This is a genomic window from Streptococcus sp. 1453, from assembly GCF_013276955.1.
Taxonomy (GTDB): Bacteria; Bacillota; Bacilli; order Lactobacillales; family Streptococcaceae; genus Streptococcus.
In genome coordinates, this window is record NZ_VMLZ01000004.1 from 40,394 (window position 1) to 59,703 (window position 19,310).

Below are 19,310 nucleotides of genomic sequence, written 5' to 3' on the forward strand. Positions count from 1 at the left end.
CTTTCAGGAATTGATAAAAAGTTACTGTAACAGTTTTTGATATAAAGGTAGGGATATGAACCGTTTTAAAAAATCAAAATATGTCATTATTGTTTTTGTCACTGTTCTGCTTGTGTCAGCTCTCTTAGCGACGACTTATTCAAGTACAATTGTGACAAAATTAGGAGATGGAATCTCATTGGTTGATAGAGTTGTGCAAAAACCTTTTCGGTGGTTTGATTCTGTCAAATCAGATTTGGCTCATTTGACACGAACATATAATGAAAATGAAAGTTTGAAGAAACAGATTTACCAGTTAGAAGTTAAATCAAATGAGGCGGAAAGTTTAAAGACAGAAAATGAACAATTGCGTCAATTGCTTGGTATGAAGTCCAAGTTGCAAGCTACAAAGACTTTGGCAGCAGATGTTATTATGCGTTCTCCGGTATCTTGGAAGCAGGAATTGACCTTGGATGCAGGTAAATCAAAAGGGGCTTCTGAGAACATGTTAGCTATTGCAAATGGTGGCTTGATTGGGAGTGTTTCAAAAGTAGAGGAGAACTCTACTATAGTCAACCTTCTGACAAATACGGAAAATGCTGATAAGATTTCTGTTAAAATTCAACATGGTTCTACTACAATTTATGGGATTATTGTTGGCTATGACAAGGAAAATGAAGTTCTAAAAATTAGTCAATTAAATAGTAGTAGCGATATTAGTACAGGCGATAAGGTGACAACGGGTGGATTAGGAAACTTTAACGTTGCGGATATTCCTGTTGGTGAAGTGGTTGCCACAACGCATAGTACAGACTATTTGACACGAGAAGTAACTGTTAAATTGAGTGCAGATACTCATAATGTGGATGTGATAGAATTAGTGGGGAATTCATAATGAGACAGTTGAAGCGGGTTGGAGTGTTTTTATTGCTTCCTTTCTTTGTTCTAATTGACGCCCATATTAGCCAGCTTCTGGGCTCATTTTTCCCCCATGTACATTTGGCTAGTCATTTTCTTTTTCTATTTCTCTTATTTGAGACGATAGAAGTATCAGAGTATTTCTACCTAGTCTATTGTTTTGTGATAGGCTTGGTTTACGATGTTTACTTTTTCCATCTAATAGGGATTGCAACTCTCTTATTTATCTTATTGGGAGCCTTTCTTCATAAATTGAATAGTGTTATTTTGTTGAATCGCTGGACAAGAATCTTAGCTATGATTGTCATGAGTTTTCTATTTGATATGGGAGCTTATCTCTTTGCATTAGTGGTAGGTTTAACTGTAGATAGTCTGCCGATTTTTATCGTTTATAGCCTAGTACCATCCATGATTTTAAATCTTGTGTGGATGCTTATTTTTCAGTTTATTTTTGAAAAATATTATCTATGAGAAAGAAACAAAAATGTAACAAAGGCGTAATATTCATTAGGCCTTTTTTTGGTATACTAGTATTGTCTTTAAAAGAAGGAGTATCTACGTAATATGAAGAAAAAAATCTTAGCGTCACTTTTATTAAGTACAGTAATGGTTTCTCAAGTAGCTGTTTTAACAACTGCGCATGCAGAAACTACTGATGACAAAATTGCTGCTCAAGATAATAAAATTAGTAACTTAACAGCACAACAACAAGAAGCCCAAAAACAAGTTGACCAAATTCAGGAGCAAGTATCAGCTATTCAAGCTGAGCAATCTAACTTGCAAGCTGAAAATGATAGATTACAAGCAGAATCTAAAAAACTTGAGAATGAGATTACAGAACTTTCTAAAAATATTGTGTCTCGTAATGATTCTTTGGAAAAACAAGCTCGCAGTGCTCAAACAAATGGAGCTGCAACTAGCTACATCAATACAATTGTAAACTCAAAATCAATTACAGAAGCTATTTCACGTGTTGCAGCAATGAATGAAATCGTATCTGCTAATAACAAAATGTTGGAACAACAAAAAGCAGATAAAAAAGCAATTTCTGAAAAGCAAGTGGCAAACAATGACGCAATTAATACAGTTATTGCAAATCAACAGAAGTTGTCTGATGATGCACAAGCATTGACTACGAAACAGGCAGAACTAAAAGCTGCTGAATTGAGTCTTGCTGCTGAGAAAGCGACAGCTGAAGGGGAAAAAGCAAGTCTATTAGAGCAAAAAGCAGCAGCTGAGGCAGAGGCTCGTGCAGCTGCGGCAGCAGAAGCAGCTTATAAAGAAAAACAAGCTAGCCAACAACAATCAGTACTTGCTTCAGGTAATACAAACCTAACAGCACAGGTACAAGCAGTATCTGAATCTGCAGTAGCACCTGTTCAGGCTAAAGTACGTCCAACATATAACACAAATGCCTCAACTTATCCAATTGGTGAATGTACCTGGGGAGTAAAAACATTGGCACCTTGGGCTGGAGACTACTGGGGTAATGGAGCACAGTGGGCTACAAGTGCAGCAGCAGCAGGTTTCCGTACAGGTTCAACCCCTCAAGTTGGAGCAATTGCATGTTGGAACGATGGTGGATATGGACACGTAGCGGTTGTTACAGCTGTTGAATCAACAACACGTATCCAAGTATCAGAATCAAACTATGCAGGTAATCGCACACTTGGAAACCACCGTGGATGGTTTAATCCAACAACGACTTCTGAAGGTTTTGTGACATATATTTATGCAGACTAATTAGAGAGAGGGACTCGAATAGAGCCCTCTTTTTCAGGTTTTACCAGAGACAATAACTATTAAAAATTATATCAAAATAGCTTGAAAATATTGGAAAAGTATGGTAAAATGAGAATTGTCGTGTGAACGATAATACTCATTCTTGATGAATTGTGAAGCAGTTGCCCTTGGGTCGTTTTGCGAGTTGAAGTCAAGAAGAGGAAAAAAACAAAAAGGAGAAATACTCATGGCAGTAATTTCAATGAAACAACTTCTTGAGGCTGGTGTACACTTTGGTCACCAAACTCGTCGCTGGAACCCTAAGATGGCTAAATACATCTTTACAGAGCGTAACGGAATCCACGTTATCGACTTGCAACAAACTGTAAAATACGCTGACCAAGCATACGACTTCATGCGTGATGCAGCAGCTAACGATGCGGTTGTATTGTTCGTTGGTACTAAGAAACAAGCAGCTGATGCAGTTGCTGAAGAAGCAGTACGTTCAGGTCAATACTTCATCAACCACCGTTGGTTGGGTGGAACTCTTACAAACTGGGGAACAATCCAAAAACGTATCGCTCGTTTGAAAGAAATCAAACGTATGGAAGAAGATGGAACTTTTGAAGTCCTTCCTAAGAAAGAGGTTGCACTTCTTAACAAACAACGTGCGCGTCTTGAAAAATTTTTAGGTGGTATCAAAGATATGCCTCGTATCCCAGATGTGATGTACGTAGTTGACCCACATAAAGAGCAAATCGCTGTTAAAGAAGCTAAGAAATTGGGAATCCCAGTTGTAGCGATGGTTGACACAAACACTGATCCAGATGATATCGATGTAATCATCCCAGCTAACGATGATGCTATCCGCGCTGTTAAATTGATCACAGCTAAATTGGCTGACGCTATCATTGAAGGACGTCAAGGTGAAGATGCAGTAGCGGTTGAAGCAGAATTTGCAGCTTCAGAAACTCAAGCAGATTCAATTGAAGAAATCGTTGAAGTTGTAGAAGGCGACAACGCTTAATTCATATAAATAGTAATTACCTAGGAGGGCGGGGCTTAGCCCGGCTCTCCTATTTTTAAAAAATATAGGAGAATAAAAATGGCAGAAATTACAGCTAAACTTGTAAAAGAGTTGCGTGAAAAATCTGGTGCCGGTGTTATGGACGCTAAAAAAGCGCTTGTAGAAACAGACGGTGACATCGAAAAAGCGATTGAATTGCTTCGTGAAAAAGGTATGGCTAAGGCAGCTAAGAAGGCTGACCGTGTTGCTGCAGAAGGTTTGACTGGTGTTTATGTTAACGGTAATGTTGCAGCAGTTATTGAAGTAAACGCTGAAACTGACTTCGTTGCGAAAAATGCTCAATTTGTTGAATTGGTAAATACCACAGCTAAAGTTATTGCTGAAGGAAAACCTGCTAACAATGAAGAAGCTCTTGCTTTGACAATGCCTTCAGGTGAAACTCTTGAAGCTGCATACGTATCTGCAACAGCAACTATCGGAGAAAAAATCTCATTCCGTCGCTTTGCTTTGATTGAAAAAACAGACGCACAACACTTTGGAGCCTACCAACATAACGGTGGACGTATCGGTGTTATTTCAGTTGTTGAAGGTGGAGACGAAGCACTGGCTAAACAATTGTCAATGCATATCGCAGCGATGAAACCAACAGTTCTTTCTTACAAAGAATTGGATGAGCAATTTGTTAAAGATGAGTTGGCACAATTGAACCACGTTATCGACCAAGATAACGAAAGCCGTGCAATGGTTAACAAACCAGCTCTTCCACACTTGAAGTATGGATCAAAATCTCAATTGACTGATGAAGTGATTGCTCAAGCTGAAGCTGACATCAAATCTGAGTTGGCTGCAGAAGGCAAACCAGAAAAAATCTGGGACAAAATTATCCCAGGTAAAATGGATCGCTTCATGCTTGACAACACTAAAGTTGACCAAGCTTACACACTTCTTGCACAAGTTTACATCATGGATGACAGCAAGACAGTTGAAGCATACCTTGAATCAGTTAACGCTTCAGTAGTTGAGTTTGCTCGCTTTGAAGTTGGTGAAGGTATTGAGAAAGCTGCAAACGACTTCGAAGCTGAAGTTGCAGCTACAATGGCAGCAGCCTTGAATAACTAATCATAAAAAGGAAGCAATTTGGCTTCCTTTTTCTATACAGTAGATCTCTATAGGGAGAACTTCCTATTTTCAAGGTAAAAATAAAAAGCCCTATAATAAGGGCCAAATGTATTTAGGAGACTACACTTCAAATTCATAGAGTGCTGTAGAGAGATAACGTTCACCGTTATCTGGTGCAAGAGCAAGGACTTTCTTACCTGTACCTAATTTCTTAGCAACTTCAATTGCTCCATAGATAGCTGCAGCTGAAGAAATCCCTACAAGGAAACCTTCTTTACCACCAATTTCACGGCCGAGTGCTAGAGCATCGTCTGATGTTACACGAACGATACCATCATAAGCTTTTGTATCTAGTGTATCAGGAATAAATCCAGCTGAGATACCTTGAATTTTGTGAGGACCAGGTTTTTCACCAGACAGAATAGCAGATTCATCAGCTTCCACTGCATAAACTTGAATGTTTGAATTTGCTGATTTGAGTGCATGAGAAACACCAGAAATCGTTCCACCGGTACCCACTCCAGCAACAAAGGCATCTAGTCCATCTTTACCGAAAGCAGCTAGTATTTCAGCTCCTGTTGTTCTTTCGTGTACCTCTGGATTTGCTGGGTTGTCAAATTGAAGAGGAAGGAAACCATCACGTTCAGCAGCGATTTCTTGAGCCTTAGCAATAGCACCCTTCATTCCTTCGCTACCAGGCGTAAGGACGAGTTCAGCACCATAGGCTTGGATGATCTTACGTCGTTCTACACTCATAGTTTCAGGCATAACGATGACGACTTTATACCCTTTAGCAGCACCTACCCATGAAAGTCCAATACCAGTGTTTCCACTTGTTGCTTCAACAATAGTAGAACCAGGTTTTAGAATACCGTCTTGTTCAGCTTTTTCAATCATGCTAAGAGCAATACGGTCTTTTACAGAAGAACCAGGGTTAAATGCTTCAAGTTTTACATAGACATCTGCAGCACCTTCTGGCACAATGTTGTTGAGTTTAACAATCGGAGTTTGACCGATTAGTTCAGTAATGTTGTTATAAATAGACATATGAATACCTCTTTGTATAAGATATTTCTAGTATAACGCTAACTATAACATTTGTAAAATATAGAAATCCTATCGGAGCGATAGGATTTTTTTATATCACAGGTCTAAGCCATTAATTTTTAAGCGATTGTGATAGGCTAATTCTAGTAAATAGGTGTAAAGGAGAACGCTATCCGTTTTCTTTTTGAATTGCTTCATTTTCTAGTAGGTCTTGGCAAGCATCTTTTTATTTTGCTCGCTAAAGTAGTTGTGAGAATGTCAACGAAACGCTGTATTATCCATTGTTTACAATAAGTTTACAGGAACTTCAACTTCTCGTAAACCTTGGTCAGTTAAAGTGATTTTTCCATTAAAAAACTCTACAAGTGCAGCTTTAATAGTTTCTTTTTCTTCTTTATCAACATAAATCATCGTATCGACTTGATCTGTAAAGTTTGTGTCCAGCTCCATGAGATCATGTTCTTTAAGAAAGTTACTATACTCTTGGTATTGAGCATAAGACATTTGAATAGCAATGCCAGCCTGTTCTTTTATTTCAATAATACCAATTTCTTTGACAGCTAAGGCGACACTGCCGGCGTAAGCACGAATTAGTCCTCCAGCGCCTAGTTTAATACCACCAAAGTAGCGTGTCACGACCACACAGACATTAGTGAGATTGTGATTTTCTAGTACCCCAAGCATGGGAACGCCAGCAGTACCACTAGGCTCGCCATCATCACTTGTACGTTTAATTTCACTACGTTCCCCAATAATGAAGGCAGAGCAGTTATGCGTAGCTTTGTAGTGCTCTTTCTTGATGGCAGTAATGAAGTCACGAGCCTCTTCTTCGCTATAAACACGCTTGGCATGACAGATAAAGCGGGATTTTTTGATTTCTTCTTGGACTTGACCGTCCTCTTTAATTGTTCTAAATTCCATGATTTAATTGTACTAAAAAATCATCTAAAGTGCTAGTTTTTACGAATAAAGAAGTATGAAAGTAAATCCAAATTATCTCGGTCGTTTGTTTACGGAGAATGAATTAACAGAAGAAGAACGTCAGTTGGCGGAGAAACTTCCAGCAATGAGAAAGGAGAAAGGGAAACTTTTCTGTCAACGTTGTAATAGTGCTATTTTAGATGAATGGTATTTGCCCATCGGTGCTTACTATTGTAGGGAGTGTTTACTGATGAAGCGAGTCAGGAGTGATCAAGCTTTATACTATTTTCCACAGGAGGATTTTCCGAAGCAAGATGTTCTTAAATGGCGTGGTCAATTAACTCCTTTTCAAGAGAAGGTGTCAGAGGGACTGCTTCAAGCAGTAGACAAGCAGGAGCCAACTTTAGTTCATGCGGTGACAGGGGCTGGAAAGACAGAAATGATTTATCAAGTTGTGGCTAAGGTGATCAATGCGGGAGGTGCAGTGTGTTTGGCCAGTCCTCGCATAGATGTTTGTTTGGAGCTTTATAAGCGCCTGCAAAAGGATTTTTCTTGCGAGGTAGCCCTCCTACATGGAGAATCGGAACCTTATTTTCGAACACCATTAGTTGTTGCGACGACCCATCAGTTATTGAAATTTTATCAAGCTTTTGATTTGCTGATAGTGGATGAAGTAGATGCTTTTCCTTATGTTGACAATCCCACGCTTTACCATGCTGTCAAGAATAGTGTAAAGGAGAATGGACTGAGAATCTTTTTAACAGCGACTTCGACCGATGAGTTAGATAGAAAGGTCCGTTTAGGAGAACTAAAAAGACTGAGTTTACCGAGACGGTTCCATGGAAATCCGTTGATTATTCCTAAACCTGTCTGGTTATCGGATTTTAATCACTGTTTAGAGAAAAATCGGTTGTCACCAAAGTTAAAGTCCTATATTGAGAAGCAGAGAAAGACAGCTTATCCGTTACTCATTTTTGCTTCAGAAATTAAGAAAGGGGAGCAGTTAAAAGAAATCTTACAGGAGCAATTTCCAAATGAGAAAATTGGCTTTGTATCTTCTGTAACAGAAAATCGATTAGAGCAGGTTCAAGCTTTTCGAGATGGAGAACTGACAATACTTATCAGTACAACAATCTTGGAGCGTGGAGTTACCTTTCCTTGTGTGGATGTTTTTGTAGTAGAAGCCAACCATCGTCTGTTTACCAAGTCTAGTTTGATTCAGATTGGTGGACGAGTTGGACGAAGCATGGATAGACCGACAGGGGATTTGCTTTTCTTCCATGACGGGTTAAATACTTCAATCAAAAAGGCAATTAAGGAAATTCAACAGATGAATAAGGAGGCGGGTCTATGAAGTGTTTGTTATGTGGGCAGACTATGAAGGCTGTTTTAACTTTCAGTAGTCTCTTACTTCTGAAGAATGATGCCTCCTGTCTTTGTTCGGACTGTAACTCTACTTTTGAGAGGATTGGAGAGAAGCATTGTCCAAACTGTATGAAAACAGGTTCGTCAACAAAGTGTCAAGATTGTCAATTTTGGTGTAAAGAAGGAGTTGAGGTCAGTCATAGAGCGATTTTTACTTACAATCAAGCTATGAAGGATTTTTTTAGTCGATATAAATTTGATGGAGACTTCCTTTTAAGAAAAGTTTTTTCTTCATTTTTAAGTGAGGAGTTGAAAAAGTACAAAGAGTACCAATTTGTAGTCATTCCATTAAGTAAGGAGAGATATGCTGATAGAGGATTTAATCAGGTTGAGGGCTTGGTCAATGCAGCAGGATTTAAGTACCTGGATTTGTTAGAGAAAAGAGAAGAACGAGCCAGTTCTTCTAAAAGTCGCTCAGAGCGCTTGGCGACAGAACTTCCTTTCTTTATTAAAAGTGGAGTCCGCATTCCTAAGAAAATCCTACTTATAGATGATATTTATACTACAGGAACAACTATAAATCGTGTGAAGAAACTGCTGGAAGAAGCTGGTGCTGAGGATGTAAAAACATTTTCCCTTGTAAGATGAGGAAAAAATTTGCAAAAATAGAATGAAAGCGTTATAATAAAATCATAAAAACAAAAATGTTTAGAAAGAAGGTACTCATATGATTAAATATAGTATCCGTGGTGAAAACCTAGAAGTAACAGAAGCAATTCGTGATTATGTAGTTTCTAAACTCGAAAAGATCGAAAAGTACTTCCAGCCAGAACAAGAGTTGGATGCCCGAATTAACTTAAAAGTTTATCGTGAAAAAACAGCTAAAGTGGAAGTAACGATTCCGCTTGGATCTATTACTCTCCGTGCAGAAGATGTGTCTCAAGATATGTATGGTTCAATTGACCTTGTAACTGATAAAATTGAACGTCAGATTCGTAAAAACAAAACAAAAATCGAGCGTAAAAATAAAAATAAGGTAGCAACTAGTCAATTATTTACAGATGCTTTGGTGGAAGATTCAAATGTTGTCCAGTCTAAAGTTGTTCGCTCAAAACAAATTGATTTAAAACCAATGGATTTGGAAGAAGCTATTCTACAAATGGATTTATTGGGGCATGATTTCTTTATCTATGTGGATGTTGAAGATCAAACAACCAATGTGATTTATCGTCGTGAGGATGGCGAAATTGGTTTGTTAGAAGTTAAAGAATCTTAAGAAAAATGAAATATAAAAAGTGGTTTACTTTCGGGTAAATCACTTTTTATATTTCAAGAAAGAGGGAGTTTGTGTAGCTAATTGAAATTAGAGTTGAACGTCTTAGGTGCTAAAATATTGCTAGTAATTGGATTGAATTTCCTAGTCAATTTGTTTAGATTTTATTTCACTATATAAAGCGATTATGTCTAGTTTAAGTATTTTTTATCTATTTTGTCTTTTGTAATACAAGTAGCTATGAGGAGTAATAGATATCTAAATAATTACTAAGACATTAGAGGGTATGTAGATTGTAGAATGGAAGTTTGGAAGAAAACAGTTATTGATTATATAAGAGAGATGGCTTGTCTCTATGGATAAATTTTCAAAAAGTAAGTGGAAGAACTATCTATAAATTCAACTTATAGCTCTATTCATTTTTATTAAGTAGACAAAATACTGGTTGAAGCGATAGAATGGACTTGTCAACAAATAGCGAGCAATAAAATGTAAGCGTTCTTAAAATAAAAGAAGGAGTCATTACTATGGCAACAAAACAAGAAATTTTACGTGAACTATATCCTGAGGATCTTTTTCATTACGCTGATGGTTTAACATTAGGGGAAGCTGAAGTACTACAAGAAACTCGTCGTTTGATTGAAAAACATCTACGTCCAGTTATCAACGAATACTGGGAAAAACCTGATTTCCCATTTGAAGAATTTTATGCTGTCGCTAAGGGTGCTCAAATCATGAACAATCCAAAATTGTTTGAAGGTCGTGAAGGAAGCTATAAACCATCTGAATTGTACATCACATTTTTATATTTGGAACTAGCTCGCTTCGATGCTTCAATCGCAACGTTCTATACAGTTCATGGAGGACTTTGCTATAACACTATTTTATTGGGTGGGGATGAAAGACAACAGAAAGAATTTCTTCCTAAGTTAGCTTCATTTGACTGGCAAGGATGTTTTGCCTTAACAGAACCGCTTTCTGGATCTGATATTGCTGGTGGTCTATCAACAACTGCTGAGCGTGTTGGAGATAAGTGGATTTTGAACGGAGAAAAGCGTTGGGTTGGTGGTTCAGATACAGCAGATGTTGTTCCTGTATTTGCTCGTGATGTGGCAGACGGTAAGGTGAAATGTTTTATTGTCCGTAAAGGTGCTCCTGGCTACCATGCAGAGCCTATTCCACATAAGATTGCACTGCGTTGTATCCGCAATGGTCATATTACAATGAAGAATGTAGAAGTTCCAGACTCAGATCGTTTGGTTAACATCAATGGATTTGGAGATGTAGCACGTATTCTAACATTTACTCGTGCCGATGTAGCGCATATTGCTATGGGAGTAACATGTGGTTCATATGTGGCAGCTCTTAAATATGCAAAAGATCGTCAACAGTTTAAGCGTCCGATTGCCAAATTCCAAATTGTTCAAGAAAAATTAGCTAGAATGCAAGCTAATGCTGTAGCAGCTCTTGCTTACTCAACTCGTATTGCTGAAATGCAGGAAGAGGGTAATGAGTTGATGCTCAATTCTGCTCTAGCGAAAATGCATAACTCCTTAGTAATGCGTGAAACAGTAGCTCTTGCGCGTGAAACATGTGGTGGTAATGGTATTACTTTGGAAACAGATGTGGCACGATTCTTTGCAGATGCGGAATCAATCTATACTTATGAAGGTTCGCACGAAGTCAATGCTTTGATTGTAGGTCGTGAAATTACTGGATTGGGTGCATTTGTTTAATAGAACTAGGACGATTGAAGGGTTTGTTTTCAATCGTCCTTGCTTCATAATGTGATTTACTTAGAATAAAAAGGAGAAAAAATGATCTCAAATGTAATGATAATTGGCTCTGGTCAGATGGGAAGTGGTATTGCTCAAGTATTTGCTCAAGCTGGATTTACGGTTTATTTGAATGATATCAAAGAAGAATTTGTTCAACGAGGATTGAATAACATAACAAAACAGCTGGAACGTTCGGTTGAAAAAGGACGTCTATCTGCAGATGAGAAAGACAAAGTGGTTGCCAATTTAATTCCTTCTACTTCATATGAAGATGCGAAAAATGTACAATTGGTTATCGAGGCTGCGACTGAAAATCGTGATATTAAACTCAGTATATTTAAACAATTGGACGAAATCACAGATTCTAAAACAATTCTAGCATCAAATACTTCCTCTCTATCTATCACAGATATTGCAGCCGCAACTAAGAACCAAGAACGTGTGATTGGAATGCACTTTTTTAATCCTGCTCCAGTGATGAAATTAGTTGAAGTGATTAAAGCTTTGCAGACTTCGGATGAAGTAGTGGCAGAAATCCGTGAACTTACAAAGAAAATTGGAAAAACTCCTGTTGATGTTAAAGATTCTTATGGATTTGTAGTAAACCGTGTATTGATTCCTATGATCAATGAAGCTATTTATATCTTAGGAGAAGGAGTTGCTAGTGCTGAAGAAATAGATGAGGCAATGAAACTAGGTGCGAATCATCCTATTGGTCCCTTAGCTTTGGCCGATTTGATTGGATTGGATGTTTGCCTTGCAATTATGGGTGTTTTGAACCAAGGATTTGGTGATCAAAAATACCGTCCTGCTCCTCTTTTGAAGAAAATGGTAGAGGCTGGAAAATTGGGACGTAAGTCAAAAGAAGGGTTCTTTACTTACTAGAAAAAATGGAGGTAGTCATGAAAGATGTAGTTATTGTATCGGCGGTACGTACTCCTTTGGGTTCCTTTGGAGGAAGCTTGAAGAATATTTCAGCTGTCGAATTGGGCTCTTTGGTAATTAAGAGTGTTTTGGAAAAAGCGAATATTAAATCAGAGCAGGTAGATGAAGTGATCATGGGGAATGTCCTAGGCGCAGGTTTAGGTCAAAACGTGGCTCGCCAAATGAGTATTCATGCAGGACTCCCTGAATTTACACCAGCTTTTACTATCAATAAGGTTTGTGGTTCAGGTTTGAAGGCAGTACAATTGGCTGCTCAAGCTATTCAGTGTGGGGATGCTGATATTATCGTAGCTGGTGGGGCAGAAAATATGAGTCAAGCTCCATACGTATTGCCAAACTTCCGCTGGGGAGGACGCATGGGAGACTCTAACGTTGTTGATACCATGATTAAAGATGGGTTGTCTGATGCCTTCAACGAATATCATATGGGGATTACAGCTGAGAATGTGGCTGAAGAATATGGTATTAGCAGAGATGATCAAGATGCTCTTGCTTTAGAATCACAAAAAAGAGCAGTGGCAGCTATAGAATCTGGACGCTTTAAAGAAGAAATTGTTCCAGTGGTCATTCCGCAACGTAAAGGAGATCCGGTTGTCTTTGATACAGACGAATTTCCTAGAAAAGATGCCAGCTTGGAAAGCTTGTCTAAGTTACGTCCTGTTTTCAAAAAAGACGGTTCTGTTACGGCGGGGAATGCTTCTGGTATCAATGATGGAGCAGCAGCTGTCTTGGTCATGAGTGCTGACAAAGCTGAAGAATTAGGACTTCCAGTGATTGCTCGCATTCGTTCTTATGCAAGCGCAGGTTTGGATCCTAAGATTATGGGATGTGGACCGATTTATGCGACACGCAAGGCTCTTGAAAAAGGCAATTTGACAGTTGATGATCTTGACTTGATTGAGTCAAATGAAGCCTTTGCCGCCCAGGCTTGTGCGGTTGGTAAAACGCTTGGTTTCAATACAGATATTGTCAATGTTAACGGTGGTGCTATTGCTCTTGGTCATCCAATCGGGGCTTCAGGTTGTCGTATCCTAGTGACTCTTGTACATGAGATGATGAAGCGCGATGTCAAAACTGGATTAGCGACTCTATGTATTGGAGGCGGTATGGGCACAGCTCTTATCGTTGAACGCTAATGAACTATTTATATCGTGTGTCTTTATTTTAATATACCATTATTAAATAGAGTTTTATTTGGAAACTGATAATTCTTATACCTTATCATGCATGCTCTTCATGATGCTGCGTGATAAGGTATTTTTGATAGTGTAAGTTAGTAGCAGTCATGGAACATAGATTAAATTAAGATCTAAGTCTGCTGGATAAGAATTGTAGTAGAGCTGTTAGGAAAAGGCGTTTAAAAAGTAACTTCTATATTAAAGTGAAACAAGAATTTAACAATTTAATTTTTGAATTCAAATCAATTAGTTTAGAAACGATATTGCACTAGTCCATATTCACTTCGCTATATATTTTTCTAGACTTAAGGTAGTTGATATTGTTGAAATGAACTATTTTTTAATGCTCATATATGTATTTATGTGATTGCTATCGTTCATTTGATGGGGATTATTTGAAGCAAAATTAAACTATAAGCTGTACTTATAGGATTATAAACTAAGATTAAGTAGACGGATTGATTTAAATGAGTTATCATAAAAATGTAAGCTCTTACATTTGGTATCGGTATTTGTTGACACTGTACTCTGTACTCAAAAAAAATTAAGTAGGAGCAGAATAATGAGTAAAACAGTTTTATTAGAGCAGAAGAATGGGATTGGTTACCTTACAATAAATCGTCCAGCAGCTTTGAATGCTTTAAGTTCAGAAGTTTTGACTGACTTAAATCATGTTTTAGACGAAATTGAAGCAAGTGATGATATTCGTGTTGTGATTGTAACTGGACAAGGTGAAAAAGCATTTGTTGCAGGAGCGGATATCAAAGAGATGGATCAAATGTCTCCTATCCAAGCACATGATTATATGACCTATGCTAATGATACGTTTACCCGTCTATCTGAACTAACGCAACCAACTATTGCAGTTCTAAACGGTTATGCTTTAGGAGGTGGTTTGGAATTAGCTCTATCAACAGATATTCGTATTGGTTACGAAAAGACCACTGTAGGATTTCCAGAGGTAGGCCTAGGTATTATTCCAGGATTTGCTGGAACACAAAGAATGTCTCGCTTAATTGGTACCAGCAAGACAAAAGAACTAATTTTTACTGCTAGAATGGTTAAAGGTCAAGAAGCCTATGAATTAGGCATCTTGAATAAATTGGTGGCAGCCGAGGAATTGTTGACAGCAGCTGAGGAATTGGCAGTCTCTATTATGAAAAACGCTCCTTTGGCAGTTGAAAAAGCCAAGCATATTATTCAAGTTGGATCAGAACTCCCACTGAAAAATGCGATTCGATTAGAAACAGAAGCTGAAGCTCTCCTCTTCTCAACAGAAGATAAGGTAGAAGGAATGCGCGCTTTTGTTGAGAAACGCAAAGCTGAGTTTCAGCGTAAATAGAAAGAGGAGATAGAAGATGCAAGTTGTAACATTATCGGATGCAATTTCCTTGATTCACTCAGGAGATAAAGTAGGAATTTCAGGTTTTCTTGGAGTAGGGGAACCACTTGAATTGATTGAAGAATTGGTTTCTCAAAACCAGCAAGATTTGACATTGGTATCAGTCGTAACATCTCAACCTGGTAAGGAAGTCGGTGTGGGGCGTCTTTGTGAAAATCACCAAGTTAAAAAATACATTGCAGCTCACGTAGGAACGTCTGCAGCAGCTCAACACGAGTATTTCAGTGGAAATATGGAAGTTGAATTTACTCCAATGGGAACTGTTGTTGAACGATTACATGCAGCTGGAGCTGGTCTAGGAGCAGTATTGACACCAACAGGTGTAGGTACTATTTTGGAAAAAGATCAGGAGAAGGTTACTCGCAATGGAAAAGAATATTTAATTTATGATCCATTGAAGATTGATGTAGCTTTGATTAAGGCTACGAAGGCAGACAAGTATGGGAACTTATACTTGGACGGTACGACAAAAAATATTTCACTTCAGCTAGCTTTGGCAGCTAATACAGTCATTGTAGAAACTAATGAGTTGTTAGAAGTGGGAGAAATTGATCCTAATGATATTTACATCCCAGGTATCCTTGTCGATTATGTTGTTCAGGGATTGTCTCCAGAAGAGCATCATAAAATGATGGGTGATTTGTGGACAGAGACTAAGAAACTTGCGGGGGTAAACTAAAATGAAGGCAAAAGAAATTATTGCAAGACGTGTGGCGCTTGAGTTTAAAGATGGGGATGTTGTGAATCTGGGCTTTGGTATTCCAAATGCATCTGCCGATTATATCCCTGAGGGAGTTAATGTCATTCTTCAAGCAGAAAATGGAGCTCTTCGTTTTGGGGAAACCCCTACCAAAGATGGATACAATGCAAACTTGGCAAATTCGGGAGGTGCCCCAATCACCTTGTTGCCAGGAGCCGCCTTGTTTGATTTGCAAACATCTTTTGCGATTATTCGTGGAGGTCATGTGGATGCTACAGTATTAGGTGCACTTGAAGTGAGCCAAGACGGTAGTATCGCAAACTGGATTATTCCAGGTAAGTTTGCCCCAGGTATGGGTGGTGCTATGGACTTACTGGTTGGAGCAAAACGTGTTATTGGTGCGATTCAACATACGACAGGGGATGGTCAATCAAAATTGTTGAAAGAGTGTACCCTTCCTTTATCAGCTAAAGGAGTATTGGATTTGATTATTACTGATTTAGCTGTTTTTGGAATCCAAGATGGTAAATTCTTATTGAAGGAATTAGCTCCTGGTGTGACTTTAGAGGAAGTCCTTGAAAAGACAGACGGAGATGTTATTGTTTCAGATGATTTGAAAATCATGCCTATTTGATAATGAGCAATCGGTAGGAAGCTATTTTTTTCATAGTGTGGTATGATATATATTGATAACTTTTGTAAGCGATTTATAAATGAGAGTGCAATAGTTATCTAACAGACTATACCTAATGAAAAGAGGTTGAAAGATTTCTGAATTATATGATTTGCTATAAGATTTAATTATTGGGTAGCTTGTATAAATAACGGAGATAGAACTGAGCTTGTGTTAGTTTAGAGTTTCCTGTTTGCGTATAAGTTTGGTGAAAAAGATAGTATCTATAGTAGCGAAGGAAAGAGAGGTGATTGGCCAGTGGATATTATTCAAATGAATTATTTTATCAATATTATAGAATGTGGATGTAATCTTTCCATTGCTGCGAAAAAAATCCACATCAGTCAGTCTGCCTTAAGTCAGTTTGTAACAAATTTTGAAGCGACTGAAGGGGTTCAGTTATTTCATAGAAAAAATGGGAGATTAGAAAGTCTCACTGGAGCTGGAAGAAAGATTTATCGGTTTGCTACTGAGATTGTGAATCGTCATGAAGAAATGCTTTCCATGATTCATAGTGAAGCGCAAAAACAAAAAGGGACAATAAACCTTGGAATTCCATCCTTGATTTTACGTGTGTATTTTGCTAGTTTGCTTCCACAATTTTTAAAAAATAACCCTCATATCCATATACAAGTAACAGAAGGAGGGGGAAAAGAAATTCGTCAAAAAATGACGGAAGGAGATTTGAGCCTAGCATTTTTGATTGAGCCTACCTTGTTGGATACAAAGAAGTTTGATCAGCATGTTATCCAACTGGATGAGTATGTTGCTTATATGGATAAAAATCATCCACTTTCAGATAAAGGATTGCTGGAATGGTCAGATATATCTGACTATGAGATAGCAACCTTTAATAAGTCCTTTACTACTTATGATTTGGTTACTGAAAAATTCGCTTCACAGGGAATTTCTCCTAAATTTGCTTATCTTTCCTCTACATGGGACTTTTTGGTTGAGTCAACTTACCAAACGGACTTAATCGCGATTTTACCTAAACCGATTAGCCATCTAGTAGATAGTAGTCGCTTTAAAGCAGTGACTTTTAAAGATTCGATTCCATTTAATATTTGGTTTTGTAGACCATATAAACCTTCCTATAGTGAGGTTGAATCATATGTTTACGAAGAGCTATTGAGGGATTATTACCAACCTGTTGCTGATAATTAAATTGAGGTGAAGATGATGATTGATAATAATGCCTTGGAGCATGAACTGGATGCAGAGTTACGGAATTTACTTTTACCCTATTTGAGGAACAGGGAGGATGAAAATCAATTTCCGAAAGAGTTACTCTCTAAATTTATTGATAAATATAATATTTTTTCCTCTTGTGTAGATAGTCAGCTTGATGGGTCGACTGTACCTTTTCTAACTCTTATTCGTCTGATTGCAAAGTATTTTCCAGCATTTTCTACAATTTTATTGACTCAAGCTTACTATGGAATCTACCCTTTTATGCGTTTTGGAACCATAGACCAGCAGTCTCACTATCTTGAATCATTAGTAAAAGGTGAGAGATTAGTAGGCTTGGGATTCTCTGAAGGAAAATCCATGGAAAGTTTGTCAGTAATTGAAACTACTGCTGCGAAAACAGCTACTGGTTGGCGTTTATCAGGTGAAAAATCAATTGTGTCTAATTGTCGATTTGCTGATATTTTATTGATACTTGCGAAGATAGAAGCAGATGGGGGAAAAGATTCTTTTGGTTTTTTCATAGTCGATACAAGAGACCCAGGTGTTGTTATTGGTGATGACATTAGCAAACCAGGTCTAAAGGGGTTACCCATCAGTTCTGTTGCCTTTGACAATGTGCTTCTGACGCAAGACAGATTATTGGGTTTGAGCTTATCAGGTGCTGAACAATTGAATGATATTCTTCAAAAATTACAGCTTGGTCTTAGTGCAGTCTCCCTCGGAGTTGCTGAAGGTGCATTTGAAAAAGGATTGTCTTTTGTGAAAGTTAAACGTGGGTTTGGCAAGCGTTTACTAGATGCAACTGTTTATCAGTATCAGTTTGCAGACTTGTATACAAAATTGTGTTCAGCAAAAGCGTATTTTAATTCGTATCAAGATAACATGGGAGATGCACTTTTGTTTGTATGTCAGATTAAACTTTATACAACAAAAGTTGCCTTGGAGATTTCTGAGGATATTATTCGGTTGATGAGCCCCCTGCATACTGTGGAAGATATTCCCATTGACCGGTATTTAAAAGATGCTAAAACGCTTGAAATGTATGGTAAATCAGGAGATTCGATTCGCAAGCGAATTGCCTGTCAGTGGCTAAAGGAGTAAAGAATGACAAATCTCACACTACAGGAATACCAGTTCCATGATATGAAGTTGACTTGGCTACGTGGTGCAGATAAATTAACTGATGCAGGAACACTTTTTGGCCCTGTTCCTAAAGTTGTATGGTCGCGCTATTATCCAACCAATGAGGATAATATGATGGCTGAGCTAACAGATCCAATTTTGATTCAATATAAGGAGAAAAATTACCTTATTGATACTAGTTTTGATACAGCTAAATTATCAGAAAAACAAAGACGAAATTTAGGTATTTTATCAGAGAGCAGGGTTGAGGAGAGTTTGGAACTCTTAGGATTGACTACTAGTCAGATTGATGTTGTTCTCATGACTCATATGCATCATGATCATTCAGGTGGTTTAACCTATAGAGATGTCTCTGGAGACTTGGTATCCAAGTATCCCAAAGCAAAAATCATTGTAAACGATGTCGAATGGTATGAAATGCGAAATCCTAATAATCGGACAAAAGGCACTTATCTTAGAGAAAACTGGGAACCAATTGAAAAGCAAGTAACAACTTTTTCAGAATACATTAATGTGATTCCAGAAATTCAAATGATTCGTACGAGTGGTCATAGTAATGGTCATAGTATTATTCTATTGAAACAAGGAAAGGATACGATGATTCATATGGGAGATTTGATGTTGACACATGTTCATCGGAATTCTCTGTGGGTTCCTGCAGTGGATGATTACCCTATGAAATCAATCTTGGCAAAAGAGAAGTGGCTCCGTCAAGCTTTTGAAAATGACTATAAATTTTTCTTTTATCATGATCAATTTTTAGCAGTCGCCCAGTTTGATAAAGAAGGTAAAGAATTTGTAGATTATGTGCCACGCTCTCGACCTCCAATAATTCCTTTTACAGATAGGCAAGATCGCAAACCAATTTTTTTAGGATAGTCGTATATAAGGAGACAAATGATTTCATTTTCTTGTTGACTTGGATC

At 37.9% G+C, this 19,310-nt stretch carries 19 protein-coding genes and 1 pseudogene; 17 read left to right on the forward strand and 3 right to left on the reverse strand.

The window, feature by feature from the left end; all coding sequences use genetic code 11:
* The first annotated feature begins 55 nt into the window (after positions 1-55).
* The 5 genes from mreC (at position 56) to tsf (ending at position 4,765) form a co-directional block, all read left to right on the forward strand.
* Entirely contained in the window at positions 56-874 is an 819-nt protein-coding gene (mreC, locus tag HW098_RS03250; RefSeq protein WP_176139281.1) for a rod shape-determining protein MreC, read from the forward strand.
* Positions 874-1,368, forward strand: coding sequence for a rod shape-determining protein MreD (gene mreD / locus HW098_RS03255; RefSeq protein WP_069288779.1), 495 nt, complete (start codon positions 874-876; stop codon positions 1,366-1,368). Before mreC ends, mreD begins: the two co-directional genes overlap by 1 nt.
* A gap of 93 nt (positions 1,369-1,461) precedes the next feature.
* Entirely contained in the window at positions 1,462-2,640 is a 1,179-nt protein-coding gene (locus HW098_RS03260; RefSeq protein WP_176139282.1) for a CHAP domain-containing protein, read from the forward strand.
* Positions 2,641-2,866: 226 nt separating this feature from the next.
* Entirely contained in the window at positions 2,867-3,646 is a 780-nt protein-coding gene (rpsB, locus tag HW098_RS03265) for a 30S ribosomal protein S2 (RefSeq protein WP_176139283.1), read from the forward strand.
* Positions 3,647-3,724: 78 nt separating this feature from the next.
* Entirely contained in the window at positions 3,725-4,765 is a 1,041-nt protein-coding gene (gene tsf, locus HW098_RS03270) for a translation elongation factor Ts (protein WP_176139284.1), read from the forward strand.
* 120 nt (positions 4,766-4,885) lie between these two features.
* Here the strand turns inward: tsf and cysK are convergent, their stop codons facing one another.
* The 3 genes and pseudogenes from cysK to HW098_RS03280 all read right to left on the reverse strand — a co-directional run bounded on the left by cysK (position 4,886) and on the right by HW098_RS03280 (position 6,733).
* Positions 4,886-5,812, reverse strand: a complete 927-nt coding sequence (cysK, locus tag HW098_RS03275; RefSeq protein ID WP_000029883.1) for a cysteine synthase A — start codon at positions 5,810-5,812, stop codon at positions 4,886-4,888.
* 96 nt (positions 5,813-5,908) lie between these two features.
* Positions 5,909-6,004: pseudogene (locus tag HW098_RS10470) on the reverse strand (PH domain-containing protein); the annotation flags it as partial.
* Between the two features lie 93 nt (positions 6,005-6,097).
* On the reverse strand, positions 6,098-6,733 hold the full coding sequence (locus HW098_RS03280) for a YigZ family protein (protein ID WP_176139285.1): 636 nt from the start codon (positions 6,731-6,733) through the stop codon (positions 6,098-6,100).
* A 55-nt stretch (positions 6,734-6,788) separates the two neighbouring features.
* Here HW098_RS03280 and HW098_RS03285 point away from each other — a divergent pair, with 55 nt between their 5' ends.
* From HW098_RS03285 to HW098_RS03340, 12 genes are all read left to right on the forward strand, one after another.
* Positions 6,789-8,087: a DEAD/DEAH box helicase gene (locus tag HW098_RS03285; protein WP_176139286.1), complete on the forward strand. Its 1,299-nt coding sequence runs from the start codon at positions 6,789-6,791 to the stop codon at positions 8,085-8,087.
* Positions 8,084-8,746: a ComF family protein gene (locus HW098_RS03290; RefSeq protein ID WP_176139287.1), complete on the forward strand. Its 663-nt coding sequence runs from the start codon at positions 8,084-8,086 to the stop codon at positions 8,744-8,746. The genes HW098_RS03285 and HW098_RS03290 overlap by 4 nt, the downstream gene beginning before the upstream one ends.
* Before the next feature lie 79 nt (positions 8,747-8,825).
* Complete coding sequence (raiA, locus tag HW098_RS03295; protein ID WP_050073478.1) at positions 8,826-9,374, forward strand: ribosome-associated translation inhibitor RaiA; 549 nt, start codon at positions 8,826-8,828, stop codon at positions 9,372-9,374.
* Between the two features lie 524 nt (positions 9,375-9,898).
* Positions 9,899-11,107 carry an acyl-CoA dehydrogenase family protein gene (locus tag HW098_RS03300; protein WP_050242834.1) on the forward strand — a complete coding sequence of 403 codons (1,209 nt, stop codon included), beginning with the start codon at positions 9,899-9,901 and terminating at the stop codon, positions 11,105-11,107.
* A gap of 81 nt (positions 11,108-11,188) precedes the next feature.
* Complete coding sequence (locus tag HW098_RS03305; RefSeq protein ID WP_050242833.1) at positions 11,189-12,034, forward strand: 3-hydroxybutyryl-CoA dehydrogenase; 846 nt, start codon at positions 11,189-11,191, stop codon at positions 12,032-12,034.
* 17 nt (positions 12,035-12,051) lie between these two features.
* Complete coding sequence (locus HW098_RS03310; RefSeq protein ID WP_173212935.1) at positions 12,052-13,230, forward strand: acetyl-CoA C-acetyltransferase; 1,179 nt, start codon at positions 12,052-12,054, stop codon at positions 13,228-13,230.
* A 604-nt stretch (positions 13,231-13,834) separates the two neighbouring features.
* Entirely contained in the window at positions 13,835-14,614 is a 780-nt protein-coding gene (locus tag HW098_RS03315; protein WP_050242831.1) for an enoyl-CoA hydratase-related protein, read from the forward strand.
* A gap of 16 nt (positions 14,615-14,630) precedes the next feature.
* On the forward strand, positions 14,631-15,353 hold the full coding sequence (locus tag HW098_RS03320) for a 3-oxoacid CoA-transferase subunit A (RefSeq protein ID WP_050242830.1): 723 nt from the start codon (positions 14,631-14,633) through the stop codon (positions 15,351-15,353).
* A 1-nt stretch (position 15,354) separates the two neighbouring features.
* Complete coding sequence (locus tag HW098_RS03325; protein ID WP_050242829.1) at positions 15,355-16,008, forward strand: 3-oxoacid CoA-transferase subunit B; 654 nt, start codon at positions 15,355-15,357, stop codon at positions 16,006-16,008.
* Between the two features lie 297 nt (positions 16,009-16,305).
* On the forward strand, positions 16,306-17,214 hold the full coding sequence (locus tag HW098_RS03330; protein ID WP_176139288.1) for a LysR family transcriptional regulator: 909 nt from the start codon (positions 16,306-16,308) through the stop codon (positions 17,212-17,214).
* Between the two features lie 12 nt (positions 17,215-17,226).
* Positions 17,227-18,342 (forward strand): acyl-CoA dehydrogenase family protein, encoded by a 1,116-nt coding sequence (locus HW098_RS03335; RefSeq protein WP_240149452.1) that lies wholly within the window; start codon positions 17,227-17,229, stop codon positions 18,340-18,342.
* A 3-nt stretch (positions 18,343-18,345) separates the two neighbouring features.
* A complete protein-coding gene (locus HW098_RS03340) occupies positions 18,346-19,263 on the forward strand; it encodes an MBL fold metallo-hydrolase (RefSeq protein ID WP_050242826.1) in 918 nt (305 codons plus the stop codon).
* Positions 19,264-19,310: the final 47 nt, after the last annotated feature.